The 21,827-nt window shown below is 48.9% G+C and carries 13 protein-coding genes; 6 read left to right on the top strand and 7 right to left on the bottom strand.

The window, feature by feature from the left end; all coding sequences use genetic code 11:
- Window positions 1–39: 39 nt before the first annotated feature.
- Together DWY57_RS10990 and DWY57_RS10985 are read right to left on the bottom strand one after the other, a co-directional pair.
- Complete coding sequence (locus DWY57_RS10990; protein ID WP_119961750.1) at window positions 40–1,599, bottom strand: arylsulfatase; 1,560 nt, start codon at window positions 1,597–1,599, stop codon at window positions 40–42.
- A gap of 129 nt (window positions 1,600–1,728) precedes the next feature.
- On the bottom strand, window positions 1,729–5,802 hold the full coding sequence (locus tag DWY57_RS10985; RefSeq protein WP_119961749.1) for a hybrid sensor histidine kinase/response regulator transcription factor: 4,074 nt from the start codon (window positions 5,800–5,802) through the stop codon (window positions 1,729–1,731).
- Between the two features lie 189 nt (window positions 5,803–5,991).
- Here DWY57_RS10985 and DWY57_RS10980 point away from each other — a divergent pair, with 189 nt between their 5' ends.
- Both DWY57_RS10980 and DWY57_RS10975 read left to right on the top strand, forming a co-directional pair.
- Window positions 5,992–7,074, top strand: a complete 1,083-nt coding sequence (locus DWY57_RS10980) for an aminoglycoside phosphotransferase family protein (RefSeq protein ID WP_119961748.1) — start codon at window positions 5,992–5,994, stop codon at window positions 7,072–7,074.
- Entirely contained in the window at window positions 7,065–7,799 is a 735-nt protein-coding gene (locus DWY57_RS10975; protein ID WP_117599835.1) for a carbohydrate-binding family 9-like protein, read from the top strand. Before DWY57_RS10980 ends, DWY57_RS10975 begins: the two co-directional genes overlap by 10 nt.
- Before the next feature lie 562 nt (window positions 7,800–8,361).
- On the opposite strand, the gene lpxA is transcribed toward DWY57_RS10975, so the two are convergent.
- From lpxA to DWY57_RS10950, 4 genes are all read right to left on the bottom strand, one after another.
- Complete coding sequence (gene lpxA, locus DWY57_RS10965) at window positions 8,362–9,129, bottom strand: acyl-ACP--UDP-N-acetylglucosamine O-acyltransferase (protein ID WP_117599834.1); 768 nt, start codon at window positions 9,127–9,129, stop codon at window positions 8,362–8,364.
- 99 nt (window positions 9,130–9,228) lie between these two features.
- Window positions 9,229–10,614 carry a TolC family protein gene (locus DWY57_RS10960; protein ID WP_117599833.1) on the bottom strand — a complete coding sequence of 462 codons (1,386 nt, stop codon included), beginning with the start codon at window positions 10,612–10,614 and terminating at the stop codon, window positions 9,229–9,231.
- 19 nt (window positions 10,615–10,633) lie between these two features.
- On the bottom strand, window positions 10,634–14,053 hold the full coding sequence (locus DWY57_RS10955) for an efflux RND transporter permease subunit (RefSeq protein ID WP_117599832.1): 3,420 nt from the start codon (window positions 14,051–14,053) through the stop codon (window positions 10,634–10,636).
- 90 nt (window positions 14,054–14,143) lie between these two features.
- Entirely contained in the window at window positions 14,144–15,319 is a 1,176-nt protein-coding gene (locus tag DWY57_RS10950) for an efflux RND transporter periplasmic adaptor subunit (RefSeq protein ID WP_117599831.1), read from the bottom strand.
- A gap of 307 nt (window positions 15,320–15,626) precedes the next feature.
- Between DWY57_RS10950 and DWY57_RS10945 the strand changes: the two genes are divergently transcribed.
- Window positions 15,627–17,582, top strand: a complete 1,956-nt coding sequence (locus DWY57_RS10945) for an Ig-like domain-containing protein (RefSeq protein ID WP_119961747.1) — start codon at window positions 15,627–15,629, stop codon at window positions 17,580–17,582.
- Window positions 17,497–18,411 (top strand): DUF3108 domain-containing protein, encoded by a 915-nt coding sequence (locus DWY57_RS10940; protein ID WP_174646490.1) that lies wholly within the window; start codon window positions 17,497–17,499, stop codon window positions 18,409–18,411. The genes DWY57_RS10945 and DWY57_RS10940 overlap by 86 nt, the downstream gene beginning before the upstream one ends.
- On the opposite strand, the gene DWY57_RS10935 is transcribed toward DWY57_RS10940, so the two are convergent.
- Window positions 18,356–18,799 (bottom strand): hotdog fold thioesterase, encoded by a 444-nt coding sequence (locus DWY57_RS10935; RefSeq protein WP_005826009.1) that lies wholly within the window; start codon window positions 18,797–18,799, stop codon window positions 18,356–18,358. The genes DWY57_RS10940 and DWY57_RS10935 overlap by 56 nt on opposite strands.
- Window positions 18,800–18,977: 178 nt before the next feature.
- Here DWY57_RS10935 and DWY57_RS10930 point away from each other — a divergent pair, with 178 nt between their 5' ends.
- Window positions 18,978–20,177, top strand: a complete 1,200-nt coding sequence (locus DWY57_RS10930; protein WP_119961746.1) for a glycoside hydrolase family 88 protein — start codon at window positions 18,978–18,980, stop codon at window positions 20,175–20,177.
- Entirely contained in the window at window positions 20,174–21,718 is a 1,545-nt protein-coding gene (locus DWY57_RS10925) for a sulfatase (RefSeq protein ID WP_119961745.1), read from the top strand. The genes DWY57_RS10930 and DWY57_RS10925 overlap by 4 nt, the downstream gene beginning before the upstream one ends.
- Window positions 21,719–21,827: the final 109 nt, after the last annotated feature.

The raw sequence follows: 21,827 nt of genomic DNA, 5'->3' as shown, positions 1-21,827 counted from the left end.
ATTCGTACAAAACTTGCGAGCAACCACACTCTTGTACTTTTATCTCCTTTCGCTTTGATTCTTTGCTTCCTTCACCTCTTTCAGTAGGATGGAGAGGGCTTTTACCTTGTCCGGATGAGCTTCTGCCACATTGTCTTTTTCGGACGGATCGATGGAAAGATTGTACAGTTGGGGCTGTGGGGCGTTTCCCATTTCTGTTTTCGTCCAGTACTCCAGTGCCGGCTTGTCGCTGGGCTCTATGTATTTCCAGTCTCCCTGGATAATGGAGAGTGTATTGTCCAGATTCTGTTGTACAATATAGTCACATCCGGCAGTATCGGTTCCCAGGAAGTTGTTGAGCTGGTCGCGGCTGTCGGGAGCGATGCCTGCTTCCAGCGGATGGTCCAGCAGGGCGGCGAGTGAAGCGTATACATCAATCATGGAGAAGAGGGCTTGTTGTTTGCCGGGCTTGATGCCATTGGGCCAGCGTACAATGAAGGGAATGCGGGTACCGGCATCGAAAGCGCTGTACTTCCCACCGCGGTAGTGCTTCATGGGAGTATGGCCATTCAGCAGTTCGTGTGCCTGGTCCTGATAGCCGTCGTCTATGACGGGACCGTTGTCACTGCAGAATACAAAAATAGTGTTGTCGGCAATGCCGAGGCTGTCCAGGGTGTGCATGATTTCACCCACGGTCCAGTCCAGCTGGAGGATGACGTCACCACGTACGCCCAAACCACTCTTGCCGGCGAAACGCGGATGTGGCACGCGGGGAACATGTACATCTTGCGTACCCATATAAAGGAAGAAAGGTTCGTCTTTATGGGCTGTGATGAAGTTCTTGGCCTTGTCTGTAATCACGTCGGCAATGTCTTCGTCTGTCCAAAGGGCGGATTTACCACCGGTCATCCAGCCGATGCGGGGGATGCCGTTGATGATGGTGTTATTGTGCCCCTGGCTGGGTTTCATCTTGACGAGTTCGGGGTTTTCGAGACCGGTGGGCCAGTCACCGACCTTGTGGTCGTAGCTCACCGTGATAGGGTCGTTGGGGTCGAGGCCCACTACATGTCCGTTCTCTACAAAGACGCAGGGAACGCGGTCGACGGTAGCGGGGATGATGTATTCATAGTCAAAGCCGATGTCTTGGGTGTTCGGTTTGATGGAGTGGTTGAAGTCTGTACCGCCTTTAGGACCCAGGCCGAGGTGCCACTTGCCCACTGCTGCAGTGGCGTAGCCTTCTTCCTTGAACATATCGGCCATAGTGACGCAGGCGGTATCGATGATGAGTTCGGAATTGCCCGGAGCAATGCCGGTATTCTTCTGTCGCCAGGGATACATGCCTGTCAGCAGGCCGAAGCGGGAAGGGGTGCTGGTGGAAGAAGTGGCATAAGCGTTGGTAAACTGCATGCCTTGTCCGGCAAGGCGGTCAATGTTGGGAGTGCTTACTTTGGTGGCACCGTAACAGCTCAGGTCGCCGATACCCAGGTCATCAGCGATCAGATATACTACATTGGGCTTCTGCGGCGAGTGCTCCGAAGTCTTGTCTTTAGGTTGGCTTCCGCATCCCGCTATCAGGGCTGCACCGGGAATCAGAGACCACAAGGGGGAAAAATGCTTCATAGTTCTTTGACTTTAGATTGTAATTCTGAGGTCAAAGGTAAGAGGTTTTGTGGAATCGGGTGTATGAGGAAGTACAAGGGAAGGGAGAAAAAGTACAAACCGTATCATGCGATGGCTTGATGTACAATATTAAGATGTCTCTTCACTGTCTTCCGTACTTTCCTCTCCTCCATTCCCTCCTTTGCGGTAGGCCAGCGGGCTGACATGGTAAATGTCCTTGAAGCATTTGGAGAAATAGCGTGAAGAACTGAAACCTATCCGGTCCGCAATTTCAGTGATATTCAGTTCCGGATTGTTGCGCAGCATCAGAGCGCCTTTCTTCAGGCGGATGGTCAGGATAAAGTCATTCGGAGTCTGTCCGGTGATAGCCTTCAGCTTGGTGAACAGATTGGTGCGTGCCATTGCCATTTCACGGGCAAAGACGTTGACGTTGAACTCCGTATCGTCCAGATGTTGCTCGATGACTGTCATGGCGCGGTCCAGAATCTCTTTGTCTATGGGGTTGGTGGCAAGCATCTGTACAAAGGCTTGCGGTTGCTTGCTGAATTTCTCCTGCAGAAGGATGCGCGAGTTTACGAGGTTGTTGCAACGAGAAATCAATAGATTGGTGTTGAATGGCTTGGTGATATAGTCGTCCGCACCGATGCGCAGTCCCTCGATATTCTGTTCGATGGCAGTACGTGCCGTGAGCAGTACCACGGGAATGTGGCAGGTGTTGAAGTCACTCTTTATCTGTTTGCACAGTTCCGTTCCCGACATGTTGGGCATCACTACATCACTGACTACGATATTGGGCATTTCGCTACGCACCAGTGTAAGTCCTTCCGCTCCGTCGGCCGCAGTCAGTACTTCGTAGAACGGCTTGAAGATACCTGCCAGCATGTCGCGGATGGAGTCGTTGTCTTCCACTATCAGGATTTTTGCATCCGGGAGCCGTTTGATGGGAGCATTCTCTTCCAGCTCTGCCTTGAGCAAGGCATCGTTTTCCGGTTTGGGAATTTCTATTTGTTGCACACTGTCTGCATTCTTATTTATTTGCTCTTCGTCAAACTGTGCGTTCCCCAATTGCAGGTTTACGATGAAGCTGCTGCCTTTGCCCAGTTCGCTTTCCACACGGATGGTGCCGTGATGGAGCTCCACGATACCCTTTGTCAATGCCAGGCCGATACCCGTACCCGTCTTGCTTGCATCCGTAGAGTCCATTGGGTCTATCTGGTAGAAGCGGTCGAATATCTTGTCCACTTCCCGGGCATCTATGCCGCTGCCGGTATCGGTCACACGGATGACGGCATTGCTGCCTTCGGTCTTGATGCTGAGGGTGATGCTGTCTTCCGCCTTGGTATGCTTGACGGCGTTGGACAGCAGGTTGTTTATCACTTTCTGCATCTGTTTTTGGTCATACCACACTTCGAGGCTGTCTGTTTCCTTTTCGAAGTAGAGGCTGATTTGTTTGGCGCTGGCATATTCCAGGAAAAGCAGATAGTTTTCGTATAGGAAGTTCACGATGTTGTGTGGGCTTACCTTTATCTTCATGTGCCCTTGTTCCTGCTTGCGGAAGTCGAGCAGCTCGGTGATGAGTTCCCGTAGCTGTATGCTGTTCTTGTAGATGCCCAACACCTTGTTATATATGGCAGGCGTGAAGTTCTGGAGTTGCATCAGCGTTTCCACTTGTGCCACGATGAGCGTCAGCGGGGTGCGGAATTCATGGGAAATGTTGGTGAAGAAACGTAGCTTTGACTGGTTTAGGGCCTCTACGTCACGGATGTGCTTCTGTTCGTACTTCAGTGATTCACGCAACTTGATTCTTGACTTGTAGGTACGCACCAGATACCAGAGCAGGATTCCCGTCACTATCAAGTAGATAAGATAGGCAAGGGGAGTCTTGTAGTAGGGAGGCAACACGTGTATGGTCAGGTGGACTTGCGGACAAAGGCTCTCGTCTTTTCCGTTGGGCTTTATAATCAAGTTATAGGTTCCGGCGTTTAGGTTGGTATAAGTGATGTTGTGTAGTCCACGAGTGCTGTTCCAATCGTTGGAGAAGCCTTCCAGTTTATAGATGATGTCGTCTTTGTTGGCGGCTACATAGTTTGAAGTGGCGAACTCTATGCTGAACATGGACTGGTCAGCGTTGAGCGTAATCTCGGGGGTGCAGTACAAGGCTTGCTGCAGGATACCGGTCTCATCTCCCACTTGTATTTCCGTTCCGTTCACAATGAGGCGGGAGAGGATGATTTTGTAGGGTTTCGGCGTGAAGTTCAACTCCATTTCATGGAAGGAAATCATTCCCTGCGTGCCTCCCAGGAATATTTCTCCGTCACGGGTCACGCAAAGGGCATTCTCATTGACGGCAGTCATTGGGAAACCGTTTTCGGCACTGTAGTTCAGGAATGCCTTCTGTCGGTAGTCGAAGATGGAGAAGCCTTCGTTGGTGATGAGCAGCAGTTTGCCGCTGGTGGGGGATTCTTGCGTCTCGTAGATGCAGTTGCTGGAAAGACCGTTCTTCGCTTGGTCAAAGTTCTCGAAGTCGTTGCTGGCAGGGCGGTATAAGTCCAGTCCGCTGCCCGAAGTGGCGAACCACAGATTGCCTTTGCTGTCTTGGGTAATGTTGTTTACATTGTTGTTGCTGATGCTGTGTGGGTTGGCAGTATCATGGCGGTAGTTGGTCAGTTTGCCGGTATCGAAACGGTAGCTGAACACACCTTCGCCCGTGGCTGCAATCCAGAGCGTACCGTTGCTGTCGAAAGTGATGTCTGCCACCATCTTGATTCTTTTGCCTTCTTTGCTGTCCTGGAACAGTTGTTGGCATTTCCCGTTGGCAGGGTCGAAGAGGCAGATTCCGTTTTGGGTGGCCACTACCAGCTGGTGCTGATAAGGCACGATGTCGCGGATGATGTCGGAAGGCAGGGTTTCCGGATTGTCTGCTTCCATGCGGTAGTGTGTGAATCGGCCTGAGTGTATGTCCAGTCTGTTCAGTCCGCCCAGATGGGTTCCTATCCAGATGATGTCTTTGGAGGCATCATAATAGAGAGCCTTGATGTTGTTATGGGAAATGCTGTTGGGACCGCTTCCCGGGCGGAACCATTTGAATTCACGGGTACGGCGGTTGTAATAGTTCAGTCCGCCCCCTTCGGTGCCAATCCACAGATTGCCGTTCTTGTCTTCGATGGTGCGGCCTACAACCGGATTGCTCAGTCCTTTCTTTTCGATGGGCGAATACATATAGCGGCTGTATATCTCGTACTCGGGGTTGAAATAGTTGACGCCGCCAAAGTAGGTTCCCAGCCACAGCGTTCCTTGGTTGTCCTTTACGATGCACCAGATGGAAGAGTGTGTCAGTCCGTCGCTCTGGGCATCACTGGCAGTGTGGTTCTGGAAGAGTCCCGTACTTTTGTCATACCGGTTCAGACCGTTGAAGGTTCCAATCCAGATGTTTCCCAGATTGTCTTCACAGCAGGCTCGCACGAAGTTGGAAGAGATGCTGTAAGGGTTCTTTGCGTCGTATTCAAAGATTTCGATGGTTCCGTCGGTCTTTACATGGTGCAGCCCTTCTTTCCAGCTGCCAATCCATAACTCGCCTTCGCTGTCTTGGTATATGCTGGTGATGTTGCCTTTCAGGATGGGGTGGGTCAGCTCGTTCTTGTCCAGTTGCAGGCGGTATGCTCCGTTGGTGGTCGTTCCAATCCACATTTGTCCTTTGTCCAGATGCATACAGCAGATTTCCAGACTTTTTCCGGGAAGCTGGTAATAAAGGTCAAAGTTTCCGGTCTGCTCGTTATAGCGGTAGATTTCATTCTGTTTTCCGATGAAAAGGGCCTCTTTGTAATATATGCTGTGCACATTTCCTTGCAGCAGGGTGGTGAATCTTTGGGTGGCGAAATTGAACTCGGCTACTCCTTCCGTACAGAGCAGGTAGATTTTTCCGTTACGGTTGCCGACCATGCGTAGCACGGTGTTGCAGAAAAGGCTGTAAGGGTTGTTCTTCTGCAGCTTGTAAGTTTGTATGTCTTCTCCGTCATAACGGTTCAAGCCTTCTCGGGTTCCAATCCATAAAACACCGTTTTCATCGATGTAAAGACTGTTCACGGAGAATTGTGACAGACCGTCGTCGGTCGTCAGATGGTTGAAGGTGATGTTCTGCGCCTGCAGGGTTGCAGCAATCATGCTTACTGAAACAAGAAGCAGCCGGATGATAAACGTTCGCACTTTTCGGGTAGTTTTTAAGGTTTCAGTTACAAATATAGGTATATTTTGTACAAGACTTCTTATTTATTAGGCGGTTTTTGCGGTTATGTTTGGATAAATGTATAATTTTGGAAGCGCGCCGAACGATACTTGCCTTTTGGTATAAGGCAATCAGCGTATCTTTGTAAACAAATTAATTCATTTATTATCATGAAAGACCTTTTATCTATTGTATCTCATTTTCAAATGCAGGGTACAGTTCGTGAAATCAAGCCTTTAGGCTTAGGCCTGATTAACGATACGTACAAAGTGACCACTGCTGAGGCCGGTGCGCCGGACTATGTTCTGCAACGTATCAATCATGCCATTTTTCAGAATGTAGAGATGTTACAGTCCAATATCGAGGCTGTGACCAGGCATATCCGTAAGAAACTGGAAGAGAAAAGAGAGGCCGATGTCGAGCGTAAAGTACTTCATTTCATCCCCACGGCCGAAGGGAAAACCTATTGGTATGACGGTGAGAACTACTGGCGTATCATGACTTTTATTCCTCGTGCCAAGACTTACGAGACGGTAAATCCGGAATATTCCTATTATGCGGGAGCTGCCTTCGGTAATTTCCAGGCTATGCTTGCCGACATTCCAGATACATTGGGCGAGACAATTCCCGATTTCCACAACATGGAGTTCCGCTTGAAGCAACTCCGTGACGCTGTGGCTGCCGATGCGGCGGGACGTGTGCAGGAGGTGCAGTATTTTCTGGATGAGATAGAAAAACGTGCTGATGAAATGTGTAAGGCAGAACGCTTGTACCGTGAAGGCAAACTGCCCAAACGGGTATGCCACTGTGATACGAAAGTAAACAACATGATGTTCGACGAAGACGGTACGGTGCTTTGTGTCATCGACCTGGATACGGTGATGCCCAGCTTCATCTTCTCCGATTATGGCGATTTCCTTCGCTCAGGTGCCAACACGGGGTTGGAAGATGACAAGAATCTGGATAATGTGAACTTCAATATGGAAATATTCCAGGCATTTACCAAGGGTTATCTGGAATCGGGCAAATCCTTCTTGTTGCCGATAGAGATTGAGAATCTGCCTTATGCGGCTGCCTTGTTCCCATACATGCAGTGCGTACGCTTCCTGGCAGATTATATCAACGGTGATACTTATTATAAAATCCAGTATCCGGAGCACAATCTTGTTCGTACCAAGGCTCAGTTCAAACTGTTGCAGAGCGTGGAGGAACATACACCGGAGATGAAAAAGTTCATTGACTCATGTATCTGAAAAAGTATCTGATGACGATAGCAGCAGCTCTTTGCATGCTGCCGTTGTCTGCAATTAATCCCCAAAATAGTAAAATGAAAGAATTGAATGTAAAGAAAGTAAGTGTGGCCAATATACCGGTAGAGTCGGTTCCGGCTCTTCTGGATGAAGAGAAAGTGGCGTTTCAGCCCGTAAATACAGTGAATTGGGCTGCTTTTCCTTATGCTCCCAGTGTGGAGTTCCGCATAGCGCATACGGAAGATGCCATTCTGCTGCATTTCAAGGTAAGGGAAGCGAGTGTACGCGCAGTGGCAGGACACGATAACGGTCCGGTCTGGGAAGATGCGTGTGTAGAGTTCTTCTCTGTGCCTGCCGGTGACGGAGTGTACTACAATATGGAGTGTAATTGTGCCGGAACGCTGCTTATCGGGGCAGGTGCCGGACGTGGAAACCGCCAGCATGCCCCGCAAGAGGTGCTCGATAAAGTACAGCGTTGGGCTTCTTTGGGACGTGAGGCTTTCGACGAAAGAGTAGGTGAGTGTGCCTGGGAAGTGGCTCTGGTCATCCCTTATTCCGCTTTCTTCCTGCATGACATCACTTCGTTGGATGGAAAGACGCTCCGTGCCAATTTTTATAAATGCGGCGATAAGCTCCAGACTCCCCATTTCCTTTCATGGAATCCGATAGGTCTGGAGAAGCCGAACTTCCATTGTCCGGAGTTTTTCGGCACCCTGCATTTCGAGTAGTAGTAGAACAAAAAGTTACTCAACCTGCCCTCACCACTATCACTGTTTTCCTGAAACTCCCTATTCGTCGCCCTTCCAGGGGTGAGTGAGGGCAAATAAAAAGGGTGAGGGCAAATTTTACCCTCACCCTTCCGGGCGTACCCGGTTGCTTCCTGCTTCTTTCCCCGTCTTTTATAGGACAAGACAAACCATTGTCTACAGAAACAGTATAATAAATACCCTTTATATACTTAATCCGTTAGTTCACAACACTGAACACTTTGTTCCAGCATAGAGAACACTTTGTTTCAGTATAGAAAAACACTTTGTTTTCATATAATGGAACGAACTGTTTTGTTAAGGGAAACAAAGTGTTCTCTATAAGGAAACAAAATGTTTAGTTAAAGGAAACAGTTTGTTTTACTTAGCATACTGCTTGGAATGAGTGTGCATTAAAAAAGGATAAAGACTATGCAGGAACTATTGTAGAGGTATATAGAAAATGGCACGAACTACGCAGACTTGCAGAAAAGAATCTGTCCATCCATGATTGTCTGCGTGATTCGTGCCCGAAGAAGGGTGTTTACTTCACGATTCCTTTGGAATTCTTGATGAAGTTGATGATATTGTGTATCTCGTCACTCATCGGTACTTGGTCTTCAATCTTCTGCAAGGCATCCTGCACGCTGAAGTTTCCCTGGTATACCAGACGGTAGGCATTTACGATATGGCGCAATACACGTTCACTCACCTGGTGTTTGTGTTGAAGCACAGCAGCGTTGATACCGTGGTATTCTGCTGGATTACCGTTCATGATGATATAGGGCGGCACATCCTTTGATATGCGGCAGCCAGCTTGAATCAGTACCCAACTTCCAATGTGGCAGTATTGGTGCAGAATGACGTTGCTGCTCAGAATGGTGCAGTCGTCTATCTGACATTCTCCGGCTACGGTAGTCTTGATACCCAGTACACAATGGTTGCCTATCTGCACGTCGTGGCAGAGGTGTACACCATCCATCAGGTAGTTTTCATTGCCGATGCGGGTAGCGCTTTCTGCATGGGTGGCACGGCTGACAACCACGTTCTCGCGGATGTCGTTATTATCACCGATAATCAGCATGCTGTTCTCTCCCGTATAATGGAAGTCTTGCGGTTCGGCACCCAGAACGGCATTGTGATGTACCTTGTTCCCTTTTCCCATGCGGGTACCGTGCAGAATTTTTGCACCCGACATAATAATACAGTCATCACCGATTTCCACGTTCCCTTCGATAAATGCAAAGGGCTGGATGGTTACATTCTTGCCGATTTTTGCGGCAGAATCTACATAAGCTAACGGACTTATCATAGTAATTAGCGATTAATGATTAATGATTAGTGATAAATGGTCAGTGATTAGGATTTACTATTTCATTAATCGCTAATCACTAATCACTTATCGCTCATTTTATTCTCTTCCTCCTCCAAGCGCTTGATACAGGCTGATGACTGCCTGCATGCTGCTGAAGGTGTCGGATACTTCTGCAAGCTGTGCGCTGAGGTAAGACTGCTCGGCAGACAAGACTTCCAGATAGGTCGACGTGCCTAAGTTAAACAATTCTTTTGTATCTGAGGCAGCTTGGCGAGCAGAATTTACTTGAATAGTGCGTGAAACGGCTTTGTTCTTCTCCATTTGATACAGGTGCAGGGCGTTGCTCACTTCATTTCCGGCATTCAGTAGGGCGGTTTGGAACTGAATCTTAGCCTGCTCCTCTTGTGCCTTGGCTTGTTTCAGACGGGCAATGTTGGCACCGCGATAGAACAAGGGTTGCGTCAGCGAACCGATGGCAGAAGCCAGCAGTTTGCCCGGGTTGACGATACCTGCACCGGAGTTATTGGTCCAGCCTCCCGAACCGCTCAATGTAATCTGCGGGTAGAAGGCGGCACGGGCGCTATTGGTGTTATAGTAGTTGGCAGCCAGTGACATCTCGGCAGCTTTCACGTCCGGACGGTTGGATAGCAACTGCAAGGGGATACCTACTGAAAATTCCGTAGGAAGCTGTTGATCTTCCAGTACACCGCGTGCGATGCTCTGTGCCGGTTGGTGCAACATCAGGCAGAGAGCGTTTTCGGTTTCGCGTATGCTCTGGCGTATGTCGGGCAGTGATGCCATGACTTGAGCGTAGGCGGTGCGGCTCTGCTCTACGGCAGCAGAAGTGGTTCCGTAGATGCCTGCATCTTTCATGGCTTGCACGGTCTCCAAGTTCTTTTTCAGAATCTCGACGGTGCCTTCGGTGATTTGCAGTTGGCGGTCCAGCATCAGCAGGGTGTAGTACATGTTGGCTACACCGGCGATGACTTGCGTCTGAACGGCTTGTTCGTAGAATTGCGTCTGCTTCAAGCTAACCTTTGCTTGTCGCTTCGGGTTCAGCAATTGACCGAAGAGGTCGATTTGCCAGCTTGCGGTAACGGGCAGGGAGTAGATTTGTGTAGCCTTTCCCTTGTCCCAGCTGCTGACGGTTCCTTGCGGAGACAAGGCAAGCGTTGGAGCATAGGCAAGACGGGCAGACATCAGTGCGGCTTGTGCTTGTTTCACGTTCAAGGCGGCACTGCGCAGGTCACCGTTGTTGGTGAGTGCTTGCTCGATAAGTGTCTGCAGCTGCGGGTCTGTGAACACTTCTCTCCAAGGCAGATTACCGAAGTTGGCTGTATCTGCGGCTAATGTATCGTTCACGGACGCCGTGTCGCGATACAGTCCGGCAGTTGTTATGTCTTCGGGTCTGTCGTATGATTTGTAGATGTGGCAACTGCTCAATAAAGCAGTTGCGCACATCAGGCATATTATTTTCTTCATAATCGCTAATCGTTAATCACTATTTTGTATATTGTTCAATCTCAGGTTCTGCATCCGAGTTGTCCACATCTTCCCATTCCATCGGTTTGAATTTCTCCTGCAAGTACTGGAATGCCACGAACAGTGCGGGCACTATGAAGATTTGCAGAATCATACCGATTAACATACCGCCGATGGCAGACGTACCCAGCGTACGGTTACCGTTGGCACCCGCACCGGAAGCAAACATCAGCGGAAGCAGGCCGACAATCATTGCCAATGACGTCATCAAGATAGGACGCAGACGGGCTGCAGCACCCAATACGGCTGCCCAGGTGATACTCATACCCATTCTGCGGCGTTCGAGGGCAAACTCTACAATCAAGATGGCATTCTTGGCCAACAGACCCATCAACATGATGAGGGCAATCTGCATATAGATGTCATTGGACATCGTGCCCAGAATCATCTTCAGTGCCGGGATACTGCCCAATGTACCTATACCGCTTACAAAAAGGAAGCTACCCAGCAGACCGAACGGCACGGACAGCAATACGGATAAAGGTAGGATGTAACTTTCGTACTGGGCACTCAGCAACAGATAAACGAATACGAAGCACAATATGAAGATGAGTCCCGTAGTGCTTCCACTCGTTTCGGCCTCTTCACGCGCCATACCTCCCAGCTCGTAACCGAAACCGGCAGGCAGGTTTTCCTGCGCCACTTCGGCAATGGCTTGCAGAGCTTGACCGGAAGTGTAGCCTGATGCGGGAGCCACCATCACTTTCATGGAGGTGTAAAGGTTGAAACGGCTGATGACGTCAGGACCATATACTTTCTTGATGGAGATGAATTGCGTGATAGGTGCCATTTCGTTGCCGTTGCGCACCTTGATGCTCTGTAGTGTTTCCATATTCTTGGTAGCGTCAGGTTCGGCTTGTACCATTACGCGGTACATCTTACCGAAGCTATTGAAGTTGGAAGCATACAAACCACCGTAATATCCCTGCAAGGTAGTCAAGATGTCATTGGGGCTGATGCCTGCTTTCTTACAAGCGGCAGCATCAATGTCCAGCTGGTATTGCGGGAAGTGGGGGTTGAAGGATGTCTTGGCAGAGTTGATTTCAGGGCGTGCTTCCAGGGCTGCGGTATAGTTGTTCACCACGTCGAAGAAGTGGTTCAAATCACCACCCGTCTTGTCCTGCATGTTCAACTCGATGTCACTTGAAGCCGAGTAACCCGGAATCATAGGTGGAGCGAAGAACAATACCTGCGCTTCCTTGATAATCTTCTGGGCACGCATGTATAATGTGGCATAGACAATGGTAGAGTTCTGCATGGTGGAGCGTTCTTCCCAGTTCTTCAGCTTGATGATGATAGAACCATAGGAAGGACCTTGTCCACCCAGAAAACTATAACCGGAAATGACGGTACGCGATTCTACTGCAGGGTCGGCAGCAACCAGACTGTCTACGCGATTCAGAACCTCTTGAGCACGTTCTTGTGAAGTGCCGGGAGGCAAAGTAACGGCACCCATAATGGTACCGGTATCTTCGTTGGGCACCATACCGGTAGGAGTAATCTGCATGAAAACACCCAGCAATACGATGGAACCGATAACCAATCCTGCCGATAGCCATCGTTTTTGGATGAAGAACAGCACTTGTTTCTTATACTTGCCCAAGATACCGTTGTATGAGTCATTGAAGGAGTGTTTGAACTTGTCGGTAGTCATGCCTGCCAACGCCAGCACACTGATGATAATCATCAAGCTGCACAGAATGGGGTGTTCGCTGAAGCTGAACAGACCGAAAATCATGCCCAGAATAGCTACCGTCACGAAGAGCAACGTGATACCTGGGCGCATCAACCGACCGAGAGAGTCGACATAACGAGCAAGCATAATCTTGCGCGCTTCCTTGGCGGCAACGCCTACACGCTCTTTCAGACTTTCGTGTCCTCCATTATGAGGTTTCAAGAAGATAGCACACAGAGCAGGACTCAGGGTCAAGGCGTTCAAAGCCGAGAAACCGATAGCAATAGCCATGGTCAAACCGAACTGACGGTAGAAAGTACCTGCTGTACCTCCCATGAAGCTCACAGGGACGAATACGGACATCATGACCAGCGTAATGGAGACGATAGCGCCGCCCAACTCACTCATGGCGTCAATGGAAGCTGTACGGGCTGATTTGTAACCCTGGTCCAGCTTGGCATGGACGCCCTCGACGACGACGATGGCATCATCGACCACAATCGCAATGGCAAGTACCATGGCCGAAAGGGTCAGCAAGTTGATACTGAAACCGATCAGCTTCAATACGAAGAAGGTGGCAATCAATGCCACGGGAATGGCGATGGCGGGAATCAACGTAGAACGCATATCCTGCAGGAAGATATACACCACGATGAACACCAGGATAAAGGCTTCGATCAATGTCTTGATTACCTCATGGATAGAGGCGAAGAGGAAGTCGTTGGCACTCTGTGCAATGTTTATCTTCAAGCCGGCAGGCAGTTTGCTGGAATAGTCGTCCAGCAGGGCCTCGATATCCGAGATGGTTTGTGTGGCATTACTGCCTGCCATCTGGAAAATGATGCAACATACGGCTTTATGTCCGTTAACCATATTGTTGAATCCATATGACAGACGACCCAGTTCCACATTTGCTACATCCTTCAGACGGAGTATTTCACCGTTTTCCAAAGCTTTGATGACAATGTTCTCGAACTCTGTAGTCTGTTGCAGACGTCCTTTATAGCGCAGGGTATATTGGTAAGTTTGGTTACCGCGCTCACCCAACTGGCCGGGAGCCGCTTCGATGTTCTGTTCGCTCAAGGCGGCAACCACATCGTTGGGGATAAGTTTGTATTGGGCCATTACATCAGGTTTCAGCCAGATACGCATGGAGTAGTCCTGTCCCAATACCATGGCATCACCCACACCGTTGACACGTTTCACCTCAGGGATAAGGTTGATGTTGGCGTAGTTTTCCAGGAACTCGATGTTGTACTGGTCTTTTTCATCATAGATGGAGAATACCATCAACATGGAAGTCTGGCGTTTACGGGTGGTTACACCGATTTTGGTAACTTCGGCAGGCAGCAAGCCTTGTGCCATGGAAACGCGGTTCTGCACGTTCACCGCTGCCATATCGGGGTCGGTACCTTGCTTGAAGTAGATGGAGATGTCGCCCGAACCGCTGTTGGTGGCGCTCGAACTCATGTACATCATATTTTCCACACCGTTAATCTGGTCCTCCAACGGAGCGATAACGGAGTTCAGCACCGTTTGGGCATTGGCACCTTGGTAAGTTGCACTTACCGATACGGTAGGGGGGGCAATGTCCGGGTATTGGGTGATAGGCAAGGTCGCCAGACCAATAACTCCTAAGATTACTATCAGGATGGAAATTACCGTTGATAGTACCGGACGGTTAATAAATCTATCTAGTTTCATTTTATTTAGTGATTAGGGGTTAGTGATTAGTGATAAGCTCGTGTGATATAATGGCGCAGCCGCTTATCATTAATCACTAACCGTTAAACATTAATTGAATGCCGTTTGAATGTTACCTTCTTTCTGGTCTTTCAAGGCCTTCTGGTATTCGGCTTCCTTTTCAGCAGGCGTAATAGGTGTGATGGATTGTCCGTCCTTCAGGTTCTGTACCCCTTCGATAACGATTTTATCGCCTGCTTTCAAACCTTCCGTCACGTAATAATACTTGCCATCGTCTAAGCTGAACACTTTGACTTCGGTATTTTTCAACGTATTGTCCGGTTGCAGAACGAAAACGAACTGCTTGTCCTGGATTTCGGTAGTGGCGGCCTGTGGAATCATGATGACATCATGCAAAGGGTTGGGGAATACCACATTGCCGGTGCTTCCGCTACGCAACACGTTGTGCTTGTTGGGGAAGAGGGCACGCATGGTTACCGAACCGGTAGTTTGGTCAATGACTCCGCTGATTGTCTCCACGCGGCCACTGTCGGCATACATGGTTCCGTCGATGAGCTGCAACTGTACATCCGGCATCTTTTCCAGAATTTCCTTGATGCTGCCGCCTTCACGAATTTGTGACAAAAGTTGGCGTTCGGTCATGGAGAAATAGGCGTACATTTCGGAGATGTCGGCAACGGTAGTCAGCGGGCTGGCTACGGAAGGACTAACTAGGCTACCTACGCGGTAGGGAATGCTACCTACTACACCGTCACTGGGGCTGGTTACACTAGTGTATGACAAGTTGTTCTTGGCATTGACCAATTGGGCATTGGCTTGTGCTAGTTGCGCCTTTGTCTGTGCCAGTTGGTTTTCGGCCATTTGCAAATCGTAGTCACTGATGATGTTTTTCTTGTTCAGTTCACGTTTGTTGTTTACAGTCAGTTCTTGTGTGTTTACGGCAGCTTTGGCTGTTTCAACAGCAGCTTTGGCCGAATTTACGGCTGCCTGATACTGTACGGGATCGATGCTGAACAACACTTGTCCTTTGCGTACTGTTGCGCCTTCGTCGACGTGCAATTTTGTGATGAAACCGCTCACCATCGGGCGAATTTCTACATCTTGTTTACCCTTGATAGTAGCAGGGTAGCTGTTTGTCAAGTTGGCAGTGGTGGTTTTTGCCTCAATCACTGCAAATTCGGGAGCTTTACCCGTTCCTTTGTCGCCTTGTCCGCAACTGCTGAGCAGTGCCAGGCAACATGCCAATAATACTAATCTACTCTTCATACTCTTTTTGTTCTCTGTATAATTTTATATTCTTCTTTTTTCGATTCTTGAAAGGCGTTTTGGTGTGCAATTCATAATTTAGAAATAAGGCAGGAAAAAGAAAACTGAATACTCCTATTCAGTTTTTCGTCTGCAAAAATATTCTTTTCTTAGTATATAAGGTGTGAAACAGTTCCTTTTTTAACTATGTTTCATACATAGATGAGAACAAAAGGACATTTTTTGATTAAAATACTGTAAAGCATACCGCTAATTGGCAGATAACCTTTATTTTTGCAGCATGTTAGAACGTAAACGCCATACTAAAATGAGGCCGCTTTTCCGCAGGTTGTTGGGGGGTGTTGCCATAGCTGCCGCACTGTATTCTTGTGCCAGTGTGGGCCGTATTGAAGGAGGACCTTATGATGAGACTCCTCCGCGTTTTATTTCCGGTACTCCCACGCCCGGTGCACTCCATCACAATAAAAATAAACTTTCCATTGAGTTCGATGAATTTATCAAGCTTGACAAGCCGAATGAGAAGATTGTAATATCCCCTCCGCAGGTGCAGCAGCCCGAAGTTAAGTCTAATGGGAAGAAGGTGGTCATCACCCTGCAGGATACATTGAAACCCAATACCACTTATACATTCGATTTTGGTGATGCCATCCAGGACAATAATGAGGGGAATCCCTTAGAGAATTTTTTCTATTCTTTCTCTACGGGCGACCGCCTCGACTCTATGGCTGTGGCCGGCACAGTGCTGAATGCGGCTAATCTTGAACCGGTGAAAGGGATGCTGGTCGGCCTGCATGCCAATCTGACCGACTCTGCTTTTACCAAACTTCCTTTTGAGCGGGTGGGGCGCACGGACAGTCGCGGACGCTTTTCTATCCGTGGAGTGGCTCCCGGCAAGTATCGCATCTATGCCTTGCAGGATGCCGACCAGAATTTTACCTATTCTCAGCCGACGGAAGTGATAGCTTTCAATGATTCCATCATCATTCCTTCCATGGAAGAACGCATGCGCCAGGATACGACCTGGATAGACTCGCTGACAGTAGATACGGTTGTAGAACGTCAATATACCCACTACCTGCCAGACGATATCCTGTTGCGTGCTTTCAAGGAGCTTTCCTTCTCGCAGCGTTTCTTGAAGGCCGAACGGTTGACTCCGGAGAAGTTTTCGCTCTATTTCACTGCTCCGGCAGACACGTTGCCTTTATTGAAAGGATTGAACTTTAATGAGGAAGATGCGTTTGTTATAGAACAGCCTACCGGCCGGAACGATACGATTCATTATTGGATAAAGGATTCCCTGCTCTATAAGCAGGATTCCCTGAAAATGAGTATCACCTATTTGTATACGGATAGCCTGAAACAACTGGTGCCCCGTACCGATACTTTGAATGTGTTGGCGAAGTTGACATACGACAAGCAGCAGAAACAGAAGCAGGAAGCGAAGGAAAAGGAACAGAAAGAGCATGAGAAGAAAAAGAAGAAGTTGAAAGAAGGTGAGGTGGAAGAGCCCGAGCCGACGGAATTCCTGGCTGTAGATGTGTATGCCCCTTCTGCAATTGATGTATATGATTATCTTACTCTGTCGTTTACGGAACCGGTGGCAAGCATAGATACCGCCGCTTTCCATCTGAAACAGAAAGTGGACTCGTTGTGGCAGGATATCCCGTTCGACTTTATGCGCGACTCTTTGGACTTGAAGCGTTATAATCTGTTTGCCGAATGGGTACCCGGTGGAAGCTATACATTTGAAGTGGATTCTGCTGCCATACGTGGGTTGTACGGGTTGTTTTCCGATAAGATAAAGAAGGACTTCAAGGCCAAGAAGCTGGAAGAGTACGGGCAGATATTCTTTAATGTGCATGGAGCAGACTCTCTGGCTTTTGTGGAACTGCTGGACGGTCAAGACAAAGTGCTGCGCACGGTGCCGGTGGTGGATGGGAAAGCCGATTTCTATTTTCTCAATCCGGGCAAATATGGAGCGCGGCTGATAAATGATACGAATGGGAATGGCGTCTGGGACACAGGGAATTATGCCGAGAAGCGCCAGCCTGAAATGGTTTACTATTATCCGATGGTTTTGGAGCTTAAGGCAAACTTTGATTTGACGCAGGAATGGAATATTAAGGCCAAGTCTCTGGATAGGCAGAAACCGGACGAACTAAAAAAACAAAAGCCAGATGAAGACAAGAAAAAGCAAAACAGGAACAAAAATAACCGCAGTGGCAATAGCAGCCGCAATAGTGGTAGGGGCTATAGCTATTAGGCGGAAGCAATTGTTCGTTCTATTGATGGTGGGAGCAGTCTGTTTGGGAGCCTCCCAGTCTGTTCAGGCCCAATGTGCTGCAAAGAATGAAGCTTTTCAGTCGGGCGAGCACGTCATGTACGATTTATATTTCAATTGGAAGTTCATTTGGAAGAAGGTGGGGCTGGCAAGCCTCACTACCAATGCCACGACTTACCATTCCGAGCCTGCATTCCGCTTTAACTTGCTTTGTGTAGGCAGTAAAAAGACCGATTTTTTTTTCAAGATGCGCGATACGCTGACTTGTTATGTCAGCGACAAGTTGGAGCCACTCTATTTCCGCAAAGCGGCAGAGGAGGGAAGCCGCCATACGGTGGACGAGGCCTGGTTCTCCTACTCGGACGGACTGGCGAATGTAAAGCAGAGACGCACTTGGCACAATCCCGTGCGTGAGGCTCAGGAGATGGAATACAGTGATAGTCGCTGCATCTTCGATATGTTGAGCATTTTGGCGCAGGCACGCTCCTATGACCCTAAAGACTACAAGGTAGGGCAGAAGATACTCTTTCCCATGGCCACGGGGCGCAGGGTAGAAGAGCAGACGTTGATTTACCGCGGCAAGGAGGAGGTCAAGGCGAATAACGACACCATTTACCGCTGCTTGGTATTCTCTTTTGTAGAGTACAAGAAAGGTAAGGAGAAGGAGGTCATCACCTTCTTCGTATCCGATGATAAGAACCACCTTCCCATTCGCCTGGACATGTATTTGAATTTCGGTTCGGCCAAGGCATTCTTCAAGAGTGTCCGGGGCAACCGCTATCCGATGACGTCTGTGGTAAGGAAAAAGTGATGTTATCCCCTTTTCTAAATACACTGGATTCGAAAGTGGCAATCAGTTTTCCCTCCTGGTTGGTGACGTCGATCTGGTAATATCCGGTGGTGCGGCCGATGTAGCGTTCGCGCGCTTCGGCATACAGCACATCGCCCGGTCCGCTGCTGCGCAGGAAGGTGATATTGGACGAAAGAGAGAAGGCCAATGTTCCGTGGGAGTTGGCTGCTGCTGCCAGTGCCAGGTCGGCAAGGGTGAAGATGGCACCCCCTTGCGTACGGCCTCCCGCATTGAGATGCTCTGCCGTGATAACCAGGCGTGCCTTGCTGTATCCTTCCTTTATTTCTATCAGTTCTACGCCTGCATTCGTGGCGAAGCGGTCGTTCTTGAAAAACTCTTGTGCGGTCATGAGGGGTAATGATTAATGTTTAGTGATTAGTGATTAATGGGTGGAAAATATGTGCTTCCGGACGCAAAAGTAACGATTTTAGCCATTAATTGAATTATTTAGGCGGGTCAAATCTGTACGCTTGCCCTACTTTTGCAGCAGGAAAAATCATAAACTCTTAATAAATAAATCCCTTATTATGAAAACAGTCCTCACTACATTGGGAATCTCCCTCCTTGTATTGGCAGGTTGCGCAGGGCAAAAGCAGGCTGAAAGCAACTTTATCCAAGAAAACATTGATAATGCTGTGGCTCAGGAGACAATTCAGACAGACATTATCGAGAAATCTGGTAAAATCCTTAATCCCCGCACCATTGATAAGGATGGGAACATTGTCTATGTACCTATCGACGATTGGTGTTCCGGTTTCTTCCCCGGTAATATCTGGCATATGTACGAGCTGACCGGTGACCAGAAGTGGCTGCCGCTGGCAGAGAAGTATACCGAGGATTTGGATTCGATACAATACCTTACCTGGCACCATGATGTGGGATTTATGATTGGCTGCAGTTACCTGAACGGATACCGTTTTGCGGGTAAGGAAGAGTACAAGCCGGTCATCATACAGACGGCCAAATCGTTGTCTACCCGTTTCCGCCCTGCAGCAGGCGTACTTCAATCATGGGATGCAGATAAGGGATGGCAGGCTGAACGTGGCTGGAAATGTCCCGTTATCATTGATAATATGATGAACCTCGAACTGCTGTTCGAAGCTTCCAGGCTGTCCGGCGACTCCACTTTCTACAACATAGCCCGGAAGCACGCCGATACGACTATGGCTAACCATTTCCGTGAGGACAACAGCTGCTATCATGTGGTGGATTATGACCCCGAAACCGGTGAAGTCCGTAAGAGACAGACTGCACAAGGCTATGCCGACGAGTCTGCTTGGGCACGTGGACAAGCGTGGGCCTTGTATGGCTATACCATGTGCTATCGCTATACACACGATGCCAAATACCTGGAACAGGCTGAAAAGGTCTACAACTTTATCTTCAACAACAAGAATCTTCCGGAAGACTTGGTTCCCTACTGGGATTTCGATGCCCCCAATATCCCGAATGAACCTCGCGATGCTTCGGCAGCTGCCTGCACGGCGTCCGCCCTTTACGAGCTGAGCACTTATCTGCCGGATAAGGGATACAAGGAAACCGCTGACCGGATTATGGAAAGCCTCGCTTCTCCTTCTTATCGTGCTAAGGTGGGTACCAACGGCAACTTCATCCTGATGCACTCTGTGGGCAGTATTCCTCACGGTGCGGAGATTGATGTACCGTTGAACTATGCCGACTATTACTTCCTGGAAGGATTGATGCGTAAAAGAGACTTGGAAAAATGAAAACTCAATTAAATATTTTGTTAGGTGGTTTAGGTTTGTTCGCCTTGCAGGGCTGTAAAGCCCCGCAGGCAGAACAATCCGTCCGGCCGAATGTCATTTACGTTTTTCCCGACCAATACCGTAACCAGGCGATGGAGTTCTGGGGCCAGGAAGGTTTTCGGGAGAAAGTGAACTTTCGGAATGACCCGGTGCATACCCCACGCTTGAATGATTTTGCCCGGGAGTCGGTGGTATTGACATCTGCCATGAGCAACTGCCCGTTGAGCAGTCCCCACCGTGGTTCTCTGTTGACGGGAATGTATCCTAATAAGAGTGGTATTCCATTGAATTGCAATTCGAGCCGTCCCATCAGCTCCCTGCGTGAGGATGCTGTGTGTGTGAGTGATGTTTTCTGCAATGCCGGATATGACTGCGCCTACTTTGGCAAACTGCATGCCGACTTTCCTACCCCCAACGACCCCGAACGTCCCGGACAGTATGTGGAAGACCGCGTACCTGCATGGGATGCCTATACGCCGAAAGAACGTCGTCATGGGTTCAATTACTGGTATTCTTACGGTACCTTCGACGAACACAAGAATCCGCATTACTGGGATACGGAAGGCCGTCGCCACGACCCGCGCGAGTGGTCACCGTTACACGAATCGGGCAAGGTGGTGTCTTATCTGAAGAACGAGGGGAATGTACGCGATCCGAAGAAACCTTTCTTCATTATGGTAGGCATGAATCCTCCCCATAGTCCGTACCGTTCTTTGGACGACTGTATGGAGGAAGATTTCAGTCTCTATAAAGACCAGCCTCTGGACAGCCTGCTCGTCCGTCCGAATGCCGACTCCAAGATGCTCAAGGCAGAGAGTGCACGCTACTACTTTGCTTCTGTGACGGGTGTCGACCGTGCTTTCGGTCAGATACTTGATGCCTTGAAGGAACTCGGGCTGGACAAGAATACCATTGTCGTGTTTGCCTCCGACCATGGAGAGACCATGTGTAGCCAGCATACGGAAGACCCGAAGAATTCCCCGTACTCCGAGTCCATGAACGTTCCTTTCCTGGTGCGTTTCCCCAATAAGATTAAACCCCGCGTGGACGACTTGATGCTTTCCTCGCCGGACATCATGCCTACCTTGTTGGGCCTTGCCGGCCTTGCCGACTCTATTCCGGCTGAGGTGCAGGGACGCAACTATGCACCGCTTTTCTTCGATGAAAAGGCAGATATTGTACGTCCTACCGGTGCTCTTTACATCCAGAACTTGGATGGTGAGAAGGATGCGGAAGGTATGGTCCGTTCTTATTTCCCTTCATCGCGCGGCTTTAAATCGGCGCGCTATACGCTGGCGCTCTACATTGATCGCGAAAACCATACGCTGGTCAAAAGCTTGTTGTTTGACGATGAAAAGGATCCGTATCAGATGAATAACCTTTCTTTGGAAGAAAACCAAGAAGTCGTAAAAGACCTTTGCGCAGAGATGGGCAAAGTATTGAAAGAGATTGATGACCCTTGGTATAAGGAAGGCATCTTGAAGGATATGATACCTTATTGATTGGAAATGGGTTATAGATAATCCTCCATAAATTGTTTGAACGTTTTTTGCGACCCGCTTCGACTGATAGTGAACTATTTGTCGGAGCGGGTTGTTTGATTCAGAATAG

The sequence above is a fragment of the Bacteroides sp. AF25-5LB genome, from assembly GCF_003602965.1.
Taxonomy (GTDB): domain Bacteria; phylum Bacteroidota; class Bacteroidia; order Bacteroidales; family Bacteroidaceae; genus Bacteroides; species Bacteroides uniformis.
Note: the sequence above shows the minus strand (reverse complement) of the source record. Positions and strands in the feature narration are given on the sequence as shown.